This is a genomic window from Herbidospora solisilvae (genome assembly GCF_009901565.1).
Lineage (GTDB): Bacteria > Actinomycetota > Actinomycetes > Streptosporangiales > Streptosporangiaceae > Herbidospora > Herbidospora solisilvae.
On sequence record NZ_WXEW01000001.1, the window covers coordinates 858,532 to 878,417 of the forward strand.

The window sequence follows — 19,886 nt, forward strand, 5'->3', positions numbered from 1 at the left end:
ACGGCGGCCAGGATCGTGGCCAGCACGATCAGCGTCATCTCGGTCCGGCTCACCTCCCACTGGAAACGCCCCCGCGCCATCTCGGCGCAGGTGGCGTTCAGCCGGTCGATGCGCGCCGCGAAGGCGCGGTCGTCCTCGCGGAGCCGGCGGGCCATCTCGGCCAGCACGCGCTCGTCATCCACTGGGGATCCCGCGCCGGGTGACGTGGGGATACTTGAGGTCGAACGCCGGCCGCTCCGACCTGATGGGCGGGATGCGGTGGAAGTTGTGGCGGGGCGGCGGGCACGACGTCGTCCACTCCAGGCTGTTGCCGAAGCCCCACGGGTCGTCGACGTCGACCCTCGGCGCGTACTTGGCCGTGTACCAGACGTTGAACAGGAACGGCAGCGTCGAGATGCCGAGGATGAGCGCGCCCACCGAGGAGACCACGTTCAGGGCGGTGAAGCCGTCGACGGGGCTGTAGTCGGCGTACCTTCGCGGCATGCCCGAGATGCCCAGCCAGTGCTGCACCAGGAACGTGGTGTGGAAGCCGATGAACAGCGGCCAGAAGTGCCAGCGGCCCAGCCGGAAGTCGAGCATGCGGCCGGTCCACTTGGGCCACCAGAAGTAGAAGCCGCCGAACATGGCGAACACGACCGTGCCGAACAGCACGTAGTGGAAGTGGGCCACCACGAAGTAGGAGTCGTGGGCCTGGAAGTCGAGCGGCGGGCTGGCCAGGATGACGCCCGTGATCCCGCCGAACAGGAACGTCACCAGGAAGCCGACCGCGAACAACATCGGCGGCTCGAACGACAGGTGGCCGCGCCACATCGTGCCGATCCAGTTGAAGAACTTCACCCCGGTCGGCACCGCGATCAGGAACGACATGAACGAGAAGAACGGCAGCAGCACCCGCCCGGTGGCGAACATGTGGTGCGCCCAGACGGTGACCGACAGACCGGTGATCGAGATGGTCGCGCCGACCAGGCCGACGTAGCCGAACAGCGGTTTGCGGCTGAAGACCGGGATGATCTCGGTGACGATGCCGAAGAACGGCAGCGCCACGATGTAGACCTCGGGGTGGCCGAAGAACCAGAACAGGTGCTGCCACAACATCGGGCCGCCGACCTCGGGGTCGTAGACGTGCGCGCCCAGCCGCCGGTCGGCCTCCAGCACCAGCAGCGCCGCCGCCAGCACCGGGAACGCGATCAGCACGAGCACGCTGGTCAGCAGGATGTTCCAGGTGAAGATCGGCATCCGGAACATGGTCATGCCGGGCGCCCGCATGGTGATGATCGTGGTGATGAAGTTGACCGCGCCCAGGATCGTGCCGAGCCCCGAGAGCACCAGGCCCATGATCCACAGGTCGCCGCCCATCTCCGGGCTGAACGGCCCGGTCGACAGCGGCGTGTAGCCCGTCCAGCCGAACGACGGGGCGCCCTCGGCGTTGAAGAGGCTCGCGGTCACCCCCAGGCCGCCGAACAGGAACAACCAGAAGCTGACCGCGTTCAGCCGGGGGAAGGCCACGTCGGGGGCGCCGATCTGCAGCGGCATGACGACGTTGGCGAACCCGGCGAACAGCGGGGTGGCGAACAGCAGCAGCATCAGCGTGCCGTGCAGCGTGAACAACCGGTTGTACTGCTCGTTGGAGACGATCTGGAGGCCCGGATGGGCCAGCTCCGCGCGGATGAGCAGCGCCATGATCCCGGCGACCAGGAAGAAGAAGAACGCGGAGATCAGGTACATGTAACCGATCACCTTGTGGTCGGTCGTGGTCAGCCACGACACGATGACCGTGCCCTTGCCCCGTTTGACGGGAGCGAGCGGAGAAGTGATCGGCTCTTGGACGGCCATGGGCAGCGCACCTGTCTGTCATGCGGGACGGCCCGCTCCGGACGATGAACGGCACTCTGATTCGGCCGACGAGAAAATACCCGGCGGCCCGTCGCGCATAACTTGTCCACGTTTTTGCCGCCTCCCAGATTTAGCGTTGACGGAAGAATTCTCCGCGCGCGGGACATGACCCCCGGGAACTCGGGTAAGCCGAGATGAATCGCCGATTCGAGTAATCGAGGAGCGTGGATGCTCGCCTTTTATGATCACGAGGAGTCGGAATTCTACGGGCTCTGCGTTGAGGAGCTCCTCACCCGCCGACCTGCGATAAGACACGTTCACGAATTCGGCGCCGGCTCCGGGCAGGCCATGGTGAGCACCATTCAGCGCATCGATTTCCAGGGCCGGATGCGTGGTTTCGAACTCGACGAGACGTCCGCCGCGTCCGCCCGCGAGCTGATCCACCAGACCGGCCTGACCGGGCGTTATGAGGTTCGGCACGGCGATTTCTTCACCGGCCTCCACCCGTGGGAGAAACGGCGCTGCGTGGTCGCCAATCCGCCTTATCTCCCCCATCCGGAGGAGCGGCCGGCCTTTCCGCACCTGTCGGGCGGGCACTCGGGCGCGGCCATCAGCAAACGCCTCCTGTCGGCCGGCTTCGACACGGTGCTCATGATGATCTCGTCGTACGCCGACCCCTTTTCCGTGCTGGAGCACGCCCGCGACTGCGGGTACACGCTGACGAGCTGGATGGTGCTGCCGCTGCGCATGGGCGAGTTCTCCCGCCGGCCCCACGTCCGGAGCCGGATCGACGCCATGTCGCGGGCCGGTACCGCCTTCGTGGACGGGGAGAGGTACCTGCTGGCCGGCGGGGTCTGGGACCGGACCGGCGGCGTCTCCGGCGACCAGTCGGCCGTGTTGTCGCGGGTGATGTCCCGGTTCGGGGTGGCCGACCGGCAGCCCGTCAGCTGACGGCCGGGAAGCGGGCGAGGAGCTCCAGCCCGCCGCCGGGGTTGGGGCGGGCCTCCATCCGGGCGCCGTGGGCGCGGGCGATGGCGGCGGCGATCGACAGGCCCAGGCCGGCGCCCTGCGTACGGGTCGTGCCGATGCGCCGGAACGGGGCGAACAGGTCGCCGAACCGCTCGGGCGGCACGTGGGGGCCGGTGTTGGCGACCCGCAGCACGCCGTCGCCGGTCAGGGTGACCCGCGCGGTCCCCCGGGGCACGTTGTGGCGCACGGCGTTGCCCGCGAGGTTGGTCACCAGGCGGTGCAGCAGCGTCCGGTCGCCGAGGACGGTGCACGGCTCGGCCGTCACGGTCACGGTGACGTCGCCGTGGTCGAGCTCGGCCACCGCGAGCCGGACCACCTCCGAGAGCTCCACCTCCTCCGGCGCCTCGATCCCGTGCTCGGCCTGGGCGAGCGTCAGCAGGGCGTCGATGAGGCGCTCGCTGCGCCGGTTGGCGGCCAGCAGCTTGTCCTTGACGGGGCCGACGTCGTCGGGCAGGCCGATCTCGATCGCGGCGCGCTGGACGGCCAGCGGCGTGCGCAGCTCATGGGAGGCGGTGGCGATGAAGCGGCGCTGCCCCTCGACCGAGCGCTCCAGCCGGGCCAGCATCTCGTCGAAGGTGTCGGCCAGCTCGCGCAGTTCGTCCCGCGGGCCGGTCAGCGAGATGCGCTCGTGCAGGTTCGACAACGACAGGCGGCGGGCCGTCGCGGTGATGCGGTGGACCGGCCGCAGCATGCGCCCGGCGAAGAACCAGCCGACGGCGAGCGAGACCAGGGTCATCGCGACGATGGCCACGCCGGTCACCTCCCACTGGTAGGTGACGACCTCCTCCAGGAGGCGCGGTCCCGGCGGCGGCGGTTCGGCGAGCGGCCGGCCCGGGACGGGGGCATCGGGCGCCGGGGGGCGCGTGCCGACGTGGAGCCGGTGGTGCAGCGACAGGTTGACGCTCGCCAGCAGCACGACGGCCGTCAGCAGGACGAGTCCCGTGTAGGTGAGCGCGAGCCGGGTCCGGATCGTCCTCACAACGTGTACCCCGCTCCGGGCACGGTCCGGATGCACGGCGGGTCGCCGAGTTTGCCCCGCAACCGGCTGACCACGACCCGCACGACCGTGGTGAACGGGTCGGCGTGCTCGTCCCAGGCCAGCTCCAGCAGGCGTTCGGCGCTGACGACGGCGCCCTCGGCGCGGAGCAGCGCCTCCAGGACGGCGAACTCCTTCAGCGACAGGTGCAGGTGCCGCCCGTCCCTGGCGGCCTGCACGCGCCGGGTGTCGAGCACGATCCCGTGGCGGGTCAGCACCGGCGGCACCGGTTCGCGGCTGCGCCGCCCGAGAGCGCGCACCCGGGCCACCAGTTCGGCGTAGTCGAAGGGTTTGCACAGGTAGTCGTCGGCGCCCAGGCCGAGGCCCGCCACCCGCTCGGGGACCGAGGCCGCCGCCGTCAGCATCAGAATGCGGGTGCGGCCGCCGCGTGCGGCCAGGTCGCGGCAGATCTCGTCGCCGTGCACGTCGGGCAGGTCGCGGTCGAGCACGACCACGTCGTAGTCGTGCACCCCGAGGCGTTCGGCCGCGGCGGCGCCGTCGTAGACGACGTCGACGGCCATCGCGTGCCGGCGCAGGCCCTCGCCGACGAGGTCGGCCAGGTCGCGCTCGTCCTCCACCACCAAGACTCGCATGCCCCGTTCCTACCGGGCGCGGGGTTACAGCGGCGTTAGCGTCCCCGTTCACGGCCGTGCAACGCCGGGCCCGCGACATTCGGCCGTATGACCAAGCCTCTGGCCGCGGCGGCCCTCGCCGCCCTCCTGACCGTGCCCCTGGCCGCCGCCGCACCGGCGGCGGCGGCCGCCCCTCCGGCGTGCGCCCGCATGACGGGACCGCCGCCCGCCTCCCCTCCCCCGACGTCGGTCGACACGCTCGGGCAGGCGTTCTTCTGCGTGTTCGACCACTACTACGGCGGCCCCGGGCTGCGCACCCAGGACCTGCTGAAGGACGCGTTCGCGGCGTACACGCGGAACCTGCAGAAGCGCGGGGCCGACGTCGCGGGACTGCGGCTGCCCGCGCTGACCGGGGACCGGGAGGCCGACTGGGCCGCCGCGGCCCGCATGCTCGGCACGGGCGACCCGGTGGCGCTGCGCGCCGCCATCGGGGGCATGGTCGAGGGGCTGCGCGACAACCACGCCCGGCACCACGTGCCCGAACCGCCGCGCGAGGGCGGCCCGGTGGGGACCGGCATCGTGGGCGCGTCGGGGATCAGCGGGCCCGGCGTCGATCCGGCGGCCCGGCCGCCGTTCTTCATCACCGACGTCGTCGAGGACAGCCCGGCCGGCAAGGCGGGCGTCCGGCCCGGCGACATCGTGCAGGCGATCGACGGGGTGCCCGTGTGGGTGGGCGAGACGCTGAACCCGCTGCTGGTGGAGCAGGTGCAGCAGCCGTCGTTCACGATCACCCTGAAGCGGCCGACGACCGGCCGGGTGCGCACGGTGAAACTCACCGAGGGTCCGCTGACGCCTCCCGCACGCACCCTGCGGGTCAAGGACGTCTCCGGGGTCCGGTACGTGCGCCTCCCCGGCTTCTACGAAGGCGCCGCCGACGAGGTGATCGCGGCGCTGCGCGGCGGGCCGAAGAAGGTCGTCCTGGACCTGCGCGGCAACGGCGGCGGCTCCCCCAGGGAGGTCGTCAGGCTGCTCGGCGCGTTCGCCCACGGCAAGGTCACCAGCCACTTCTGCGGGTACGACGGCTCCTGCACGCCCAACCGGACCGACGACAGCGTGCCCCTGCTCGGCGCCCGGCTCGTCGTCCTCACCGATCGGCGGTGCGCGTCGGCGTGCGAGGACTTCAGCGCGGCCGTCCAGGGCAACGGGATCGCCAGCACCGTGGGCACCCGCACGGCGGGCGCCGTCTCGGGGCCGGCCTCCCCGTGGCTGCTCGGCGACGGCAGCATCGTGGCGCTGCCGTCCGTACTCCATCTCGGCCCCGGGAAGGAGATCGTCGACACGGTCGGCGTCCCGGCCGACCACCACGCCCCCATGACCGCGCTGGACCTGGCGACCGGCCGCGACCCCGCTCTGCGCAAGGCGCTGTCCCTTTTGAACGGCTGAGGTTCCTCAGACGGGGAGCGGGCCGCCGTGGCCCGGGATGCCCCGGTCGGGCGGGATCGTGTCGGGGGCGGCGTCGTCGGGGGTGACGCCCTGGGCGCGGGTCAGGTCGGCCAGGCGCCGGTAGTAGGCCGCGACCGCGCCGAGCGCCTCGCCGACCGCGTTCAGCAGCGTGGCCCCCGCCCGCTCGACGACGTCGGCCTCGTGGGTCTCGAACGCCCGCAGTCCCTCCAGGACCGCGGCCTTCAGGTCACGGAGCAGGCGGACGTCGTGGTGGGCGTAGGCCCGGCACAACGTGGCGACGCGGGTGAAGTCGAGCTCCCTGACGGCCGACACGGTGGTCCGGACCAGCGTGGTCTCCGGCCGGGCCGTCAGGGCCGCCAGATCGGCGTCGTAGGAGCGGAGGTCCAGGTGGGGGTCGCAGAAGCCGGCGGTGAGCTGCCACAGGGTGCGCAGGTCGTCGCCGAGCACCCCGTCGAGGTAGCTGACCAGGAAGCGGCGGTGGGCCTCGACGACGAACTGCGCCTTGAACGGCGTCAGCTCGGCCGGGTCCTCGCCCGCGGTGGCCGCCATGGTGGTGAAGGCGTAGTCGGCGGTCAGCGCGTTCTCCATGCCGACCAGCAGGTAGACGAACCGGACCCAGGTCCGGAACAGCTCCTCCAGCGGCAGCGCCCGCAGCCCCTCCTCGGTGAGCACCACGCCCCACTTCGCGCCGAACTCCAGCCGCCGCAGGTGCCCGATCTGGTACATCGCGAGCTGCGCGTCGATCTCGGCGTGCGCGTGGTGCAGGATCTTCCGGTACGCCGCCGTCGCGTCGAGCCCCACGTGGTTGCGGACGATGTGCGGCCCGCCGATGTGCAGGTGCAGGAACTCGCCGACGTCGAAGACCGCCCCGCCGATCGCCATCCAGTAACCGGCCTCGGCGGTGGTGTGCCGGGCCAGCTCCGACACGTCGAAGCGGGGGCCCTGCTGCGCGTGTCCCAGGTAGGTGGTGAAGACGTCCTGGCTCAGCCGCCCGTCGGCGGTCAGCCGCCGGAGGAACTCCCGGCCGTCGCCGGGCACGATCTCCGCGAGCGCGTCGAGCACGGCGACGGCGAACCGCGCGCTGCCGCACACGTAGACGTGCGCGCCGCGTTCGAGCAGCGCCCACAGGTCGTCGGCCTCGGCCCGGATCACGTCGTCGACCCGGCGGCGCCGCCCTGCCCCGACGACGTGGCGCGCGCCGTCGAAGGCGACCCCGGCGTCGGCGCGGGAGAACGCGACCGACAGACGCAGGCGTCCCTCGGCCGCCGCGGTCTCCAGGTCGGGGTGGTGGACGAACTCCTCCGGCGACCGGATCCCCAGGTAGAGCCGGTTCTCCCCCGGCCCGGTGCGGGCGGCGGCGAACCCGAGGAACGGCGCGACGCCGGAACCGGCGGCGAACATCACGACGGGCCGGCCGGGGTCGGCGGGCAGCCGGAACCTGGGTGTCGGCACGATCCGCAACGACAGGTGGCGGCGGCCCTCCTGGGCCGCGCGGCGCAGGAAGTGGGAGGCCGTGCCGCGCCGTTCGCGGGCGTAGGACCACGGGGTGCGGGCGGAGGTGTAGCCGAGCCCGGCGACCACGAGCCGCAACGTGGTGGCCGCCTCGCCGGGCGGCGGGGCGGAGGCGATCGAGTAGAGGCGGAACGGCTCGGGCGGGATCACCCGGCAGAAGGCGTCCTTCTCCCGGAGGTCGGCCTTCCACAGGCGGGTGACGTCGTAGCCGCCCGCGTAGAGCAGGTTGAGGACGTCCCAGAGCTCCCACTGGTCTTCCATGCGGGCGTCGACGACGCGCTGCCAGGCCCCCACGGCGGTCAGCCGGATCAGCCGTTTGGCCACCTCGCGGCCGATGGGCCGCAGGCGGGCGAAGCGCAGCAGGGTGCGCAGCGGGAGCACGTCGACCTCGCCGAACCCGGCCCGGCCCGCCACCGCCGTCCGCCACTCGGGGGTGAGCGGCACCAGTTCGTCGCCGGTCGCCTGAAGCGCGGCGACGGTGCGGCGCACCAGGTCGTCGTCGTTCTCGGCCAGCACGCCGACCCGGTCGCCCGGCAGGTGGTGCACGCCCTGCCCGGTGACGTCGATGTCGAGGTAGCACGTCCACGACCCCGACTCGCCGGTGACCACGCGGCCCCGGCGGGCGGTCCCGAACACCACGGGCGCGCCCACCGGCGGGCGGCGCTCCTCCCGGACGGTGGCCAGCTCGCCGTCGACCTTGTCCCAGGTCCGGTCCTTGAACAGGCCGGTGAAGCGGGCCCCGGTCGTCACCTGACGGCCGACCTTGAAGGCGACCTCCAGGAAGCCGTAGGCCTTGATTCGGTGCAGCCCCATCCAGCCGCGGTCGCCCACGTAGGCGTCCAGCACGGCGTTGTAGACGCCGCGCAGGGTGCTGTCGCGGGTGTCCTCGACGTACTGGCGCACCGACACCTCGCGGAGCGCGGCCACCAGCTCCCGCCAGTGGCGGGGGAAGAAACCGGCCAGGTAGGTGCTCTGCTGCCCGACCATGGAGCCGTACTCGCGGCGTTCGAGGAACGCGTCGATCGCGTGGACCTGCGGCTGGGCGGTGCCGCTCGGGCTGGGCGCGCCGTCGAAGATGGGCACGCCTGCCGTGCCGACCGTCTTGGCCCAGAGCACCTGGTCGAGCGGGCTGCGGCCCCGGGGGTTGGGGTCGATCTGCGGATAGACGACCTGGGTGACGTACCGGAGCCGGTCGAGGATCACCAGGAGGGAACGCTCCAAGGCGGCCGGGTCGTCGGCGACGACGGCCTCCTGCGCCTCGACCATGGCGCCCAGCACGGGCGTGAGCCCCATCGCGAACTCGGTGGTGACCAGGTAGAAGACCCGTTCGGCCGCGTTGTCCCAGGTCGGCACGAGCAGGTCCAGGTTGTCGAGCACGCGCGGCCCGGCCGGGTCGCGCAGCCGCCAGTTGTAGAAGAACAGGTCGATGTACGACACGGCGGGCGTCTTCTTGCCCAGCCGCCGCGACACCGTCGTCCACGGCAGCAGCAGCGAGTCGGGCAGCGCCCTCGGCGGGTCGACGGCCATGTACTGGTAGGCGTGCGCGAACACCCCGAGCATCGTCGAGGCGCGCAGCAGGTAACGGTCGGGCAGCGCCTCGGGCCGGGCGTCGAGCACCGGCATCGCGTCGAAGGCCCGCCGCAGCGAGAGCCGGCGGAACAGCTCGGGCAACCGGCTGGTCATCTCGTCCCAGGCCCGGTGGGACTCGGGGAAGGCGAGCAGGGGCGGCTCGGCGGGGAGGAACCCGTGGGCGAAGGACAGGAACCCGTCGAGTTCGTGCCCGGCCCGCCGGTTGAACGCCTCGGCCGCCTCCACCACGCGGCGGGCGGCGACCCGGGGCGGCCCGACCGGGCGCACCATGGTGAGCTGATTGGCGTCGAGGGTGGTCGTGCGGTCGGGGTCGACGAACGCCCAGGTCAGCTCGTAGCGGCCGATGCGGACGCGGTCGCCCGCGGCGAGCAGGCGCCGGGTGATCCTGACGTCGTTGACGAAGGTGCCGTTGGAGCTGCCGAGGTCGGTGAGGGCCAGCTGGCCGTCGTCCCATTCGAGCCGCGCGTGCCGCCGCGAGACGGCGCCGTCGTCGAGCACCACGGCCGCCGCGCCGGCGTCGCGGCCGAGGGTGACCGGCAGGGTGCACACCCGCTGGCTGGTGGCCCGGGTGTGCCGGTCGGTGAGGGTCAGGCGCAGCTCAGGAATGGTAGATCACCGCACGGCACAGGTCGGCGCGGGAGAGCGTGCCCACGAGATTCCCTCCGTCGACGACGGGCAGCCTGCGGATGCCGCGCTCGATCATCACGACGGCGGCCCTGGCCAGTTCGTCGGCCGGGCTCACGGTGGCCGTGTCACGCACGACGAGCGGGTCGATGACCCGGTCGGCGAGCGCGCGGCCCTTCTCCAGGAAGATCCGGAACGCGTCGGCGAGGGTGCCGCCGCCGGCGGTCACGTCGTCGAAGCCGGGCAGCATGGCCCGCACCAGATCCTCTTCGGACAGTGAACCGGCGAACCGGCCGTCATGGTCGATGACCATGAGCTGGCCGACCTCCGAGACGCTCACCACCTCGGCCGCCCGTCTGATGGTCGAGCCGAGCCTGATGTGCGCCGGGAACGCCGTCATGACGTCGCTGACCAGCATGCCGGGCCACCTTCCGATCAGTCTCCCGGAGTGTAAAACGGGGATTTTCGGGTGTACAGGTGGGGATTCGTCCTGACTTTTCAGGTCAGACGAAGTGCACTCAAGGTGTGGCCGGTGGCCGTTTTGAAGAGGTGCTCGGCGCGCTCGTAGGACAACCGGCGGCGGCCGGTGTGCGGGCACAGGTCGCCCTCGGCGGGGGCGCGGGCGGGCGCGGGCCGGCGGCCGGAGAGGAACAGCGGGCCGTGGGTGCGGTCGCCGATGAGGTCCGGGAGCAGCGCGGCGGTCCGGGAGCGCCAGGTGATCCCGGTACGGGACCTGCGGTCGTCCAGGTCGAGGTCCTCGACGTTCAGGGCCAGCACCCGGGTCACCGGGGCGGCCGACTCGTGCAGCAGCCACCACAGGGCCCGCTCCCGGAGCGCGGCGTCCGTGTCGCGCCAGACCGGGGCGGGCCGGGCCTCCGGTGAGGGCTCGGGCCGTCGCACCAGGTCCGCGGCCAGGTCGGGCCGCCCGGCCCACGCGCAGAAGGAGCGCAGCGCCGCCAGGTGCCGGTTCCACGTCCGGGCCGCCGTGCCGCCCCAGGCCGCGGCCGCCACCCGGGCCGTCTCGGCGGGGGTCAGCTCCGCCACCGGGGTGTGCTCGCCGAGGGCCGCGCGAAGCCGCCCGAGTGTCTGCCCGTAGGAGCGGGCCGTCGCGCCCGGCCGTCCGGCGAGGAACGCGGCCACGGCCGGGCCGAGCAGCGCTCCGGTCGGCTCGGCCGCCGGGATCGCGGCGGCGCGCCGTTCCAGGAAGGCGCGTTCGGCGGCGTTGTCGGCCAGCGCCGCCGCCCGCAGGAACTCCCGCCGGGCCGCCTCAGTGCGGCCCAGGCGCAGCAGCAGGTCGGCGCGCACGGCCGGAAGCAGGTGGTAGTCGCGCAGCGCCGGGTCGGCGGTCAGGTCCTCGGTCAGGTCGAGACCCGCCCGGGGGCCCCGGGCCATGCCGACGGCCACCGCCCGGTTGAGCCGCACGACGGGTGTCGGGGTCAGCCGGACGAGCAGTTCGTAGAGGGAGACGATCTGGTCCCAGTCGGTCTCCTCGGCCGACGGCGCCTGGGCGTGGCAGACCGCGATGGCGGCCTGGAGCAGGTAGGGGCCGGGAGGCCCGCCGAGTTCGCGGGCCCGCAACATCGCGGCGAACCCCCGGCGGACGCGCAGCCGGTCCCAGCGGCCCCGGTTCTGCTCGTGCAGCGGGATCGGCTCGCCCGAGGGGCCGGTGCGGGCGTCCGCCCGGGAGGTCTGGATCTCCATGAGGGCGAGCAGGCCCAGGACCTCCGACTGGGGAGCCGCCTCGGCCAGCATCCCGCCGAGACGCAGCGCCTCCAGGGTGAGGCCCGGGCGCATCAGGTCGTCGCCGGAGGCCGCCGCGTACCCCTCGTTGAAGATCAGGTAGACGACCTCCAGCACCGAGGCGAGCCGCTCCGCCGCCTCCGCCGGGCCGGGCAGGTCGAAGCCCACCCGGTGCTCGGCCAGCGTGCGCTTGGCGTCGGCGATCCGCCGGGCGATCACCTGCTCGCCGGTGAGGAAGGCGCGGGCGATCTCCGCGTTCGTCAGCCCGCCGAGCAGCTTCAGGGTGAGCGCGACCCGCGCCGGGGGCGGCAGCACCGGGTGGCACGACAGGAACATCAGCCGCAGCGTGTCGTCCCGGTCGTCCTCCCCGGTGGTGTCGCCCTGGCGCAGGTCGTGGGCCAGCCGGCCGTGGGTGAGGTCGTGCCGCCGCTCGGCCCGGATGTGGTCGATCGCCCGGCGCCTGGCCACGGACATCAGCCAGGCGCCGGGGGTGCCGGGCATTCCCTCGGCGGGCCACTGCTCCATCGCGGCGACCAGGGCGTCCTGGGCGAACTCCTCGGCCAGGCCGACGTCGCCGACCAGCCGGGTCAGCGCGGCGATGATCTTCGCCGACTCCAGCCTCCAGACGGCGTCGATCACTGGACTCTGCGGATCTCGCTGACCCCGTCACCGACGATCCGGCGGAAGCGGCGGGCCAGTTCGAGCACCTCGTCCCGCGACCGCACCTCCACGAGGGCGAAGCCGACGGCGACCTCCTTGGCCTCGGTGAACGGCCCGTCGGTCACGGTGAACTCCTCCCCCGAGGAGGTCATCCGCAGCCCGCCGGGCTCCAGGCCGCCGGTCGCCAGCAGCACGCCCTTGGCGCTCATCTCCTCGATGAAGGCGCCCATCTCGGCGAACAGCTTCTCGTCGGGGGCGGGGGTGTTCTCGTCGGCCAGGCTCAGCAGCAGGTAACGCATCTCGGTCTCCGTTCGTCGTCCGGTGTCTGTGCCTGTACGTCGATTCACGGATGTGACAGGGAACGGACGGCATTCCCTGTCATATCGCACCGTCGACGTCCGGGGTGACTCGACTCCCCCGAACAGAAGAGGCTCCGATGACCACGTCCACCACCCGCGCTCTGCTCCTCTGCGCCGCCGTCGCCGGACCACTCTGGTCGGCGGTGTCGCTGGCCCAGGCCGCCACGCGCGAGGGCTTCGACCTGACCCGCCACCCGCTCAGCCTGCTGAGCACCGGCTCGCTCGGCTGGCTGCAGATCGCCAACTTCGTCGTCGGCGGGATCCTGTTGCTCCTCGGGGCCGCCGGACTGCGCCGGGCGCTCGACGGCGGCTGGGCGCCCCGGCTGGTCGCGGTCGCCGGGGCCGGGATGATCGCCGCAGGGGTCCTCGTCATGGATCCCGCGGACGGTTTTCCCGCCGGGACCCCGGCCGGGCCGGGGGCCCTCGGACCCGCCGGGATCGGCCACCTGGCCGCCGGGTCGATCACCTTCTTGTCACTGATCGCCGCCTGCCACGTGCTGGGCCGCCGGTTCTCCCGCGAAGGCGCGCGCGGCCGGGCCGTCGCTTCGCGGGTCGCCGGGACGGCCCTGCTCCTGGGGAACCTGTGGGCGATGGGCGGGGGGACGGGGGGATCGCTGACGCTGGCGGTCGGCGCGATCACGGCGATGCTCTGGATCGCGTGGGTCGCCGCCGAGACGGCCCTCAAAGGTCGGAGGTAGCGGTTCTCAGTACCTCCACAGATGGGCGGCGATCACCTCGTCCACCGGCCTGCCCTGGGCCCAGGCGTGGTCGGCGGCGCGCACGACGGTGAAGGCGCCGAAGAGCTCCTCGCCCAGGACCGCGCGGGCCAGGCCGCCGTTCAGCGCCGCGTGCTGCTCCTCGAACGTCGCGGGCAGGCGGTGGATGCCCGCCGCCGCGCGCCGCTCGTCGGTCCACGGGCCCGGGTCCTCCTGGACGGGCGGCGGGGGCACGAGGCCGTCGGCGATGCCGGCCAGGCCCGCGGCGATGACGACGGCCAGCGACAGGTAGGGGTTGGCGGAGGCGTCGGAGGGTTTGAGCTCCACGTTGGCGTGGGCCGCCCCCAGCAGGTCGGTCGACGGCACGAACCGCAGCGCGGCCTCGCGGTTCTCCACGCCCCAGAAGGCGTAGGCGCTGGAGAAGAAACCGGGCCGCAGGCGGAGCAGGGAGGCGACGCTGGGGGCGGTGATCGCCGCGATGGACGGCAGGTCGCGCAGCAGCCCGGCCAGGTAGGCGGCCCCGTCGGCGGTCAGGCCGTGTGGGCCGTCGCCGCCCGACAGGAGGTTGACGCCGTCGCGGGTGACGGAGGTGTGCAGGTGCCAGCCGTTGCCGACGCGCGCGCCGTCGGTCAGCGGCGCGAAGCAGGCCCGCAGGCCGTGCGCGCGGGCGGCGGCGTGCACGGTCTGGCGGGTGAGCAGCTGGAGGTCGGCGGCGGTGACCGGGTCGGCGGGGGCGATGTTCAGCTCGAACTGCGCGGGGCCGTATTCGGCGTGCAACTGGCCGATCTCGACGCCGTTGGCGCGCAGGTCGCCCATCACCTGGGCGGCGAACCCGTCGACCTCCAGCATCAGGCGCGGGCTGTAGGAGGGGCCGGCGACCGCCAGGGGGCCGTCCTCCCGGCTGAGGCGGAACTCCAGCTCGTAGCCCGCCCGGAACTCCAGCCCGGCCCGCGCGGCCGCCTCGACCTGCCGTTCCAGCACCCCGCGCTGGTCGTAGGGCCAGCAGGACCCGTCGGCGTTCATCTGGCGGCCGGGCGCCCAGGCGAAGCCGGGCTGCCCGGCCAGCCGGACGATCCGCTCGGCGACCGGGACGAGCCGCACGTCTCCCGACGGCGTGCTCAGCCCCGGAGGCCCGTAGGTGATCCCGTCGTGCGTGTCGAAGACCGCGAACAGCGGGCTGACGCCGACGCCGCGCTCGGCCGCGAGCGGGACCTGCTCGATCGGGATGGTCCGGGAACGCGGGATGCCGTTGTTGTCGGCCCAGGCCACGATGAGGCCCACGACCCCGTCCTCCGCCAGCCGCTCCGCCGTTTGCCGCACCCTGGGTTCCTCTCCGGGAACCGGAGTGCGAAGTCCCCGGGCGCGGCGAAGAAACGGTGAAGAGACCGCACGTGTCAGACGGCCTCGGCCCTGAGGGTCTCGGCCACCGACCGGCGGGCCGAGGCCCGCGCGGGCAGCGCCGCGAGGGCGGCGGTGGCCAGCAGCAGCGCGGGCGGGATCAGCCACAATGCCGGGGCAGGCGGTTGCGGCGGGTTCTGGTGGCCGAAGAACCACTGCGTGAACAGGCCCAACGGGATGCCGGCGAGCGCACCGGGCAGGGTCGGCAGCAGCTGGGCGGTGGCCAGGCCCGCGGTGACCTGTCCCGGCGTCGCGCCGAGGGTGCGGGCGACGGCCATGGTGACCCGTGACTCCGTCGCGGTCGTCCAGGTCAGGGTGAGGGTGTTCACCACCGCCAGGGTGACCATCGCCGTGATGACGCCCAGCAGGAGCAGGCGGGACCGGTCGTCCATCAGGTCGGCCATGGTGACGCCGCCCAGGTCCCAGCCCCGGTCGGGCTGGGCGTCCACCATCAGCAGGACGGTCAGGCCGACCGCCGTGGTCGCCGTGCCGCCCGCGTGCAGCAGGACGCGGCCGGGACGGCGGGCGACGAGACGCAGCCCGAGCAGCAGCGGCACCGGCAGCAGCCCGGCGAGCCGGCTGAGCAGGACCAGGTGGTCGGGGCGGCGGACGGCCGGTGAGAGCGTGGCGACGGCCTCGGTGCGCAGAGCCCTGACGGCCGGGGCGAGGGCGGTCAGGACCGCCACACCCACGGCGACGACGGTCGTCATCGCGACGACCGGGCCGCTCGGCCCGGCGTCGGTGGTGAGCAGGCTGCCGCTGGGGTTGACGACGAGCGGGGCGACCAGCCGCGTGACCGTCAGGCCCGCCGCGTCGGCCACCAGCGCCAGGGCGAGGTGTTCGGTCAGCAGGACGACGGCGACGAGGCCCGGGGTCGCGCCGACGACCTTGAGCAGCCCGGCCCGGCGGATCTGGCCGGCGGCGCGCCCGGCGGCCAGGGTGGTCAGCCCGGCGACGGCCATGAAGCTGAGCAGCCAGCCGCCGACGATCAAAATCGGCTGGCCGTCGCGGAGGTAGACCGCGTCCTGGAAGGCGATGACCGGCCAGGTGAAGGCGTTCAGCCGGACCGCGGGGTCGTGGGCCTCGTGGTAGACGGCCCGGAAGGCCGCGGTCGCGGCCGGGTCGCGCAGCCGCAGGTAGACGAGGGAGGCCGCCGGGACGTCGGCCCCGGCCAGCGCCCGCGTGTCGCGCTCGTGCAGCCAGACCAGGCCCGACCGGTCGCTGGGCCCGCCGTCGGGGCCGCCCATCGTCGCCCACGGATAGACCATGCGCGCGGCCGTCACGGCGATGCCGACCACCGGGAACGACCGGCCGCCGACTCTGACGCGGTCGCCGACGCGCAGGCGCAGCGCCCCGGCGAAGCCCCGCTCGACCACCACGCCGCCGGGGCGGACCCACTCCCCCGACGTCACCAGCGGCCGGTCGATCGGGCCGGGCTTCGCGTCGGCCCCGAGGACCGCCGCGCGCACCTCGCCGCCGGACGTGGTGATCGGTGTGAAGAAGGTCCGGTACGTCCGGCTGCGGGCCGCCACCCCCGGCACGTTCTCCAGCGACCTCAGCGCGGCGTCGGCCGCCCGGCTCGTGCCGGGGGCCACCACGACCACGTCGGGCCCGGCCGTCGCGGCGCGGGTCTGGAGGTAGAGCCGCTCGGTCGCCCCGGGCAGCGACATGCCCAGGCTCAGCACGGCGGTCGCGACGAGCGTCGACACCACCAGCAGCACGGCCGGGCCGGGATGCCGGCGCAGGTCGCCCAGCACGAGGCGGAACACGAGAAGGACACGGCCCACGGCGGTCAGTCCCCCATCGCGAACAGGCCGTCGAACCGCCCGGTGTGCCCGGTGTGCCCGGCCAGCCAGGTGTCCTCGACGAAGGCCCCGTCGCGCATCGAGATCAGCCGGTCGGCGGTGGCCGCGACCCGGCCGTCGTGGGTGACCAGGACGAGGGTCTGGCCCATGGCCCGCAGCTCGGCGAACAACCGCAGCACCTCGTTGGTGGCGGCGGTGTCGAGGTTGCCGGTGGGCTCGTCGGCCAGCACCACCAGGGGCTCGTTGGCCAGGGCGCGGGCCACGGCCACCCGCTGCCGCTCTCCCCCCGACAACTTCCACGGCAGGTGGCGGGCCCGATGGTCCAGCCCGACCTGGTCGAGCAGGTACTGGGCCCGCCGCCTGGCGGCTCTCGGCGAGCCGCCGGCCAGCAGCACCGGCAGTTCGACGTTCTCGGCCGCCGTCAGCTCCTCCACCAGGTGGAAGGACTGGAAGACGAACCCCACCGACCGGCGGCGCAGCCGGGCCAGGGCCCGCTCGCCCACGGTGTCGATGCGCTCCCCGGCCAGCCACACCTGCCCGCCGGTGGGCCGTTCGAGGCCGCCCATCAGATGCAGCAGCGTCGATTTTCCACAACCACTGGGTCCCATCACCGCGAGCATCTGCCCGGCCGGCACGTCGAGGTCGACCCCGTCGACGGCACGGACCAGGCTCTCTTTCCGGCCGTGCCGTTTGACCAGATCACGGACCTGCAGCACGTTCATGCGTCCCCGGATTCCTGCCCGGCCCTCGACCAGACCCGTTCGCAGGCCTCCAGCCAGCGCAGGTCGGCCTGCAGCCGCAACGCGATGCCTTCGAGCAGCAGGCCGCCGGTGGAGCCCTCGGGCTCGGCCAGCACCGCCCGCTGCGCCTCGGCCAGGCGGCGCAGCAGTTCGCGGCGCTGCGTGTCGACGAGCTCGACCGGGTCGGCCAGCCGGGACGCGCTCGCCGCGGCCAGCTTGAGGTGGAACTCGACCAGGTCGGGCTTGGGCCGGTTCACCTCGCCCAGCCACGCGGTCACCCGCTCGTGCCCGGCCTCGGTGAGGGCGTAGACCTTGCGGTCGGGGCGGGCGGGCGACTCCTCGGACCGTTCGTGGACGACCAGGCCCGCCTTCTCCAGGCGGGCCAGCGTCACGTAGACCTGGCCCGCGTTCATCGACCCGCCCAGCGGGCCGAGGGCACGCCGCAGCCGCAGGCCGAGGTCGTAGCCGTGCGACGGCTCCTTGGCGAGCATCGCCAGTATCGCGTCCTGCATACACCACCCCTAACGGCTAGGTAATGAATAGCGGTTAGGTAATGGGCGCGTCAAACTCAGGTGTCGGTGCCGGTCTCCTCGTGGGGGGCGCCGACGGGCTTGGACTCGGGCGACTCGCGCTGGCGCAGGTAGATCGACAGGGCGACCATCGAGAGCACCGCCAGGAACTCCGACTGCCAGTTCTGCAGCGTGCGGTCCCAGAAGTCGGGCGAGGCCACGTATTCGGGCCAGGTCACCGGATCCTGGAGCTGGGAGAGTTGTTCGCGGTTGTAGGCGGCGGTGCCGGCGACCGACTGGGCGTACCAGGACAACACGAAGGTCACGCCCATCACGAGGCCGAGCGAGTTGGCGAACAACATGTTCCGCAGGCCCCCGACGCGGGCCCATCGCGGGCTGCCCGGCCGCACCTCGTCACCCTTCCCACCGGACCTCGACTCCGGGGAGCCGCGCTGGACCAGCCAGACGGTGATCACGATGAACAGCAGGAACTGGAGGTACTCCGACTGCCAGTTCTCCGCGACGTCCACCACGAAGTCGGCCGAGGTGACGTAGGCGCCCCAGGAGACGGGGTAGCCGCCGGAGCCGAGCTGGTCGTCGTTGTAGGCGCCGAGGCCCGCGAACGACTGCCCGGCCAGCGCGAGCACGAAGACGACCAGGAAGAACAGGCTCAGCCCGTTGCGGCGGATCATCGGCGCAGGAACCCGATGAGCAGGAAGTAGGCCAGGCCGACCACGATGATCGCGACGGTCACGGTGAACATGGTGCGCATCAGCCGGACACCTCGCAGTCATAAGGCCGGTCGCCCTGGGGGCGGCAGCCCGCTCCGCGCACCCGCCAGCCGTCCGGTCCGCGGTGCAGGAAGACGGTGTCCTCAGGGAGCCGCAGCTGGGCCTCCGACCCCCACACGGCGACCTCCTCGGCCGGGCCGCCGCGCAGTCCGGCGTCCAGGATGCTGGTGGCACACGGCTCGGGCAGGCTCCTGGCCGCGGCGTCGGTGAGCAGCGCGCACGCCGCCGCCCCCTGCCCGGCGGCCACGGCGGCGAAGAAGCGCCCCGCGGCCTCCTCGACGGCCGGCCCGCCCCCGGCGGCGCAGGCGCTGACCGGCAGCGCGAGTCCCATCACGTATTTCAGCACGTAGACGAGGATTCCCCTGCTGGGAAGCGCCTAGTCCGTTAGGCGGGCACGATGGCGGGCACGGTGGCAGGGTGCCAGAACTCCGCCCCAGCGACCCCAACGAACCCGGCATCACCCGCCGCCGCCGCGGGCGTTCCTTCTCCTACGCCTACGCCGACGGCCGCCCCGTGAAGGACCTGCGCACCCTGCGCCGGATCCGGGCGCTGGTGCTGCCCCCCGCCTGGCGGGACGTGTGGATCTGCCGCGACCCCGACGGCCACATCCAGGCCGTGGGCACCGACGCGGCCGGCCGCCGCCAGTACCGCTACCACGACGCCTGGCGGGAGGAGCAGGACCGGGCCAAGTTCGAGCGGGTCGGCAAGCTCGCCGAACGCCTGCCCGCCTTCCGCAAGAAGGTCCAGGCCGACCTCGACGGGAAGGGCCTGACCCGCGAGCGGGTGCTGGCCGCCGCCGCCCGGATGCTGGACATCGGCCTGTTCCGGGTCGGCGGGGAGGCCTACGAGTCCTTCGGCCTGGCCACCCTGCGCCTGGAGCACGTGACGTGCTCGCGCGGCCGGGTCTCCTGCGCCTACCCGGCCAAGGGCGGCCTGCTCCGCGAGGTCGAGATCACCGACCCCGACGTCTGCAAGGTGGTCACCGCCCTGCGCAAGGGGCGCGAGGAGGGCGAACTGCTCGGCTACGAGAGCGACGGCCGGTGGGTCGACGTCAAGAGCGACGACATCAACGACTACCTGCGCGACCGCTTCGAGACCGATGTCAGCGCCAAGGACTTCCGCACCTGGCACGCCACCGTGTACGCCGCCGTCGGCCTGGCCGTCTCCAAACGGGTGCGCAGCCGCACCGGCCGCCGCCGGGCCGTCACCCGGGTCATGAAGGAGGTGGCCGGATACCTGGGCAACACCCCGGCCGTGGCCCGCGCCTCCTACGTCGACCCCCGGGTGATCACGGCGTACGAACACGGCAAGACCATCGACCGCGCGCTCACCGACCTGGGCGAGGGCGACGGCCCGGCCACCCACGGCGCGGCCGAGCGTGCGGTGATCGCGCTGCTCAAGCGCACGAGGGGGTGAGTGCGGTGAACGACGAAGGGCTGGTGTTGCTGGCCGCGTGGGGACAGTTCACGGTGTTACTCGGCCTGCTGGCCTACTTCCTGCTGCGGACG

Annotated in this window: 17 protein-coding genes; 4 read left to right on the forward strand and 13 right to left on the reverse strand. The window is 73.1% G+C overall.

Annotated elements, in window-relative coordinates:
* Positions 1 to 174: 174 nt before the first annotated feature.
* Positions 175 to 1,833, reverse strand: a complete 1,659-nt coding sequence (gene ctaD, locus GT755_RS03655; RefSeq protein WP_161478245.1) for an aa3-type cytochrome oxidase subunit I — start codon at positions 1,831 to 1,833, stop codon at positions 175 to 177.
* A gap of 351 nt (positions 1,834 to 2,184) precedes the next feature.
* On the opposite strand from ctaD, the gene GT755_RS03660 reads away from it, so the two are divergent.
* On the forward strand, positions 2,185 to 2,784 hold the full coding sequence (locus GT755_RS03660; RefSeq protein ID WP_161478246.1) for a class I SAM-dependent methyltransferase: 600 nt from the start codon (positions 2,185 to 2,187) through the stop codon (positions 2,782 to 2,784).
* Here GT755_RS03660 and GT755_RS03665 read toward each other — a convergent pair.
* Both GT755_RS03665 and GT755_RS03670 read right to left on the reverse strand, forming a co-directional pair.
* On the reverse strand, positions 2,777 to 3,841 hold the full coding sequence (locus GT755_RS03665) for a sensor histidine kinase (RefSeq protein ID WP_161478247.1): 1,065 nt from the start codon (positions 3,839 to 3,841) through the stop codon (positions 2,777 to 2,779). The two genes, GT755_RS03660 and GT755_RS03665, sit on opposite strands and share 8 nt — an antisense overlap.
* Positions 3,838 to 4,491, reverse strand: a complete 654-nt coding sequence (locus GT755_RS03670; RefSeq protein WP_161478248.1) for a response regulator transcription factor — start codon at positions 4,489 to 4,491, stop codon at positions 3,838 to 3,840. Before GT755_RS03670 ends, GT755_RS03665 begins: the two co-directional genes overlap by 4 nt.
* An 87-nt stretch (positions 4,492 to 4,578) precedes the next feature.
* Between GT755_RS03670 and GT755_RS03675 the strand changes: the two genes are divergently transcribed.
* Positions 4,579 to 5,913: a S41 family peptidase gene (locus tag GT755_RS03675; protein WP_161478249.1), complete on the forward strand. Its 1,335-nt coding sequence runs from the start codon at positions 4,579 to 4,581 to the stop codon at positions 5,911 to 5,913.
* A gap of 6 nt (positions 5,914 to 5,919) precedes the next feature.
* Here the strand turns inward: GT755_RS03675 and GT755_RS03680 are convergent, their stop codons facing one another.
* From GT755_RS03680 to GT755_RS03695, 4 genes are all read right to left on the reverse strand, one after another.
* A complete protein-coding gene (locus GT755_RS03680) occupies positions 5,920 to 9,585 on the reverse strand; it encodes an FHA domain-containing protein (RefSeq protein WP_161478250.1) in 3,666 nt (1,221 codons plus the stop codon).
* A gap of 49 nt (positions 9,586 to 9,634) precedes the next feature.
* On the reverse strand, positions 9,635 to 10,078 hold the full coding sequence (locus GT755_RS03685; RefSeq protein ID WP_161478251.1) for a CBS domain-containing protein: 444 nt from the start codon (positions 10,076 to 10,078) through the stop codon (positions 9,635 to 9,637).
* Positions 10,079 to 10,158: 80 nt separating this feature from the next.
* Positions 10,159 to 12,039 carry a DUF6596 domain-containing protein gene (locus GT755_RS03690; RefSeq protein ID WP_161478252.1) on the reverse strand — a complete coding sequence of 627 codons (1,881 nt, stop codon included), beginning with the start codon at positions 12,037 to 12,039 and terminating at the stop codon, positions 10,159 to 10,161.
* Positions 12,036 to 12,359: a YciI family protein gene (locus GT755_RS03695; protein WP_161478253.1), complete on the reverse strand. Its 324-nt coding sequence runs from the start codon at positions 12,357 to 12,359 to the stop codon at positions 12,036 to 12,038. Before GT755_RS03695 ends, GT755_RS03690 begins: the two co-directional genes overlap by 4 nt.
* 137 nt (positions 12,360 to 12,496) lie before the next feature.
* Here GT755_RS03695 and GT755_RS03700 point away from each other — a divergent pair, with 137 nt between their 5' ends.
* Complete coding sequence (locus tag GT755_RS03700; RefSeq protein ID WP_161478254.1) at positions 12,497 to 13,117, forward strand: DUF998 domain-containing protein; 621 nt, start codon at positions 12,497 to 12,499, stop codon at positions 13,115 to 13,117.
* Positions 13,118 to 13,123: 6 nt separating this feature from the next.
* On the opposite strand, the gene GT755_RS03705 is transcribed toward GT755_RS03700, so the two are convergent.
* From GT755_RS03705 to GT755_RS03730, 6 genes are all read right to left on the reverse strand, one after another.
* Positions 13,124 to 14,455 (reverse strand): type I glutamate--ammonia ligase, encoded by a 1,332-nt coding sequence (locus GT755_RS03705; protein ID WP_161478255.1) that lies wholly within the window; start codon positions 14,453 to 14,455, stop codon positions 13,124 to 13,126.
* A gap of 74 nt (positions 14,456 to 14,529) precedes the next feature.
* The gene (locus GT755_RS03710) at positions 14,530 to 16,320 is read right to left on the reverse strand and encodes an FtsX-like permease family protein (RefSeq protein WP_161478256.1); all 1,791 of its coding nucleotides are present in this window, start codon (positions 16,318 to 16,320) and stop codon (positions 14,530 to 14,532) included.
* A 5-nt stretch (positions 16,321 to 16,325) separates the two neighbouring features.
* A complete protein-coding gene (locus GT755_RS03715; protein ID WP_161478257.1) occupies positions 16,326 to 17,060 on the reverse strand; it encodes an ABC transporter ATP-binding protein in 735 nt (244 codons plus the stop codon).
* Complete coding sequence (locus GT755_RS03720; protein ID WP_161478258.1) at positions 17,057 to 17,590, reverse strand: PadR family transcriptional regulator; 534 nt, start codon at positions 17,588 to 17,590, stop codon at positions 17,057 to 17,059. The genes GT755_RS03715 and GT755_RS03720 overlap by 4 nt, the downstream gene beginning before the upstream one ends.
* A gap of 56 nt (positions 17,591 to 17,646) precedes the next feature.
* Positions 17,647 to 18,279, reverse strand: coding sequence for a DUF6766 family protein (locus GT755_RS03725; RefSeq protein WP_161478259.1), 633 nt, complete (start codon positions 18,277 to 18,279; stop codon positions 17,647 to 17,649).
* 79 nt (positions 18,280 to 18,358) lie between these two features.
* Positions 18,359 to 18,724 carry a hypothetical protein gene (locus tag GT755_RS03730; protein ID WP_161478260.1) on the reverse strand — a complete coding sequence of 122 codons (366 nt, stop codon included), beginning with the start codon at positions 18,722 to 18,724 and terminating at the stop codon, positions 18,359 to 18,361.
* A 71-nt stretch (positions 18,725 to 18,795) separates the two neighbouring features.
* On the opposite strand from GT755_RS03730, the gene GT755_RS03735 reads away from it, so the two are divergent.
* On the forward strand, positions 18,796 to 19,794 hold the full coding sequence (locus GT755_RS03735) for a DNA topoisomerase IB (protein WP_161478261.1): 999 nt from the start codon (positions 18,796 to 18,798) through the stop codon (positions 19,792 to 19,794).
* Positions 19,795 to 19,886: the final 92 nt, after the last annotated feature.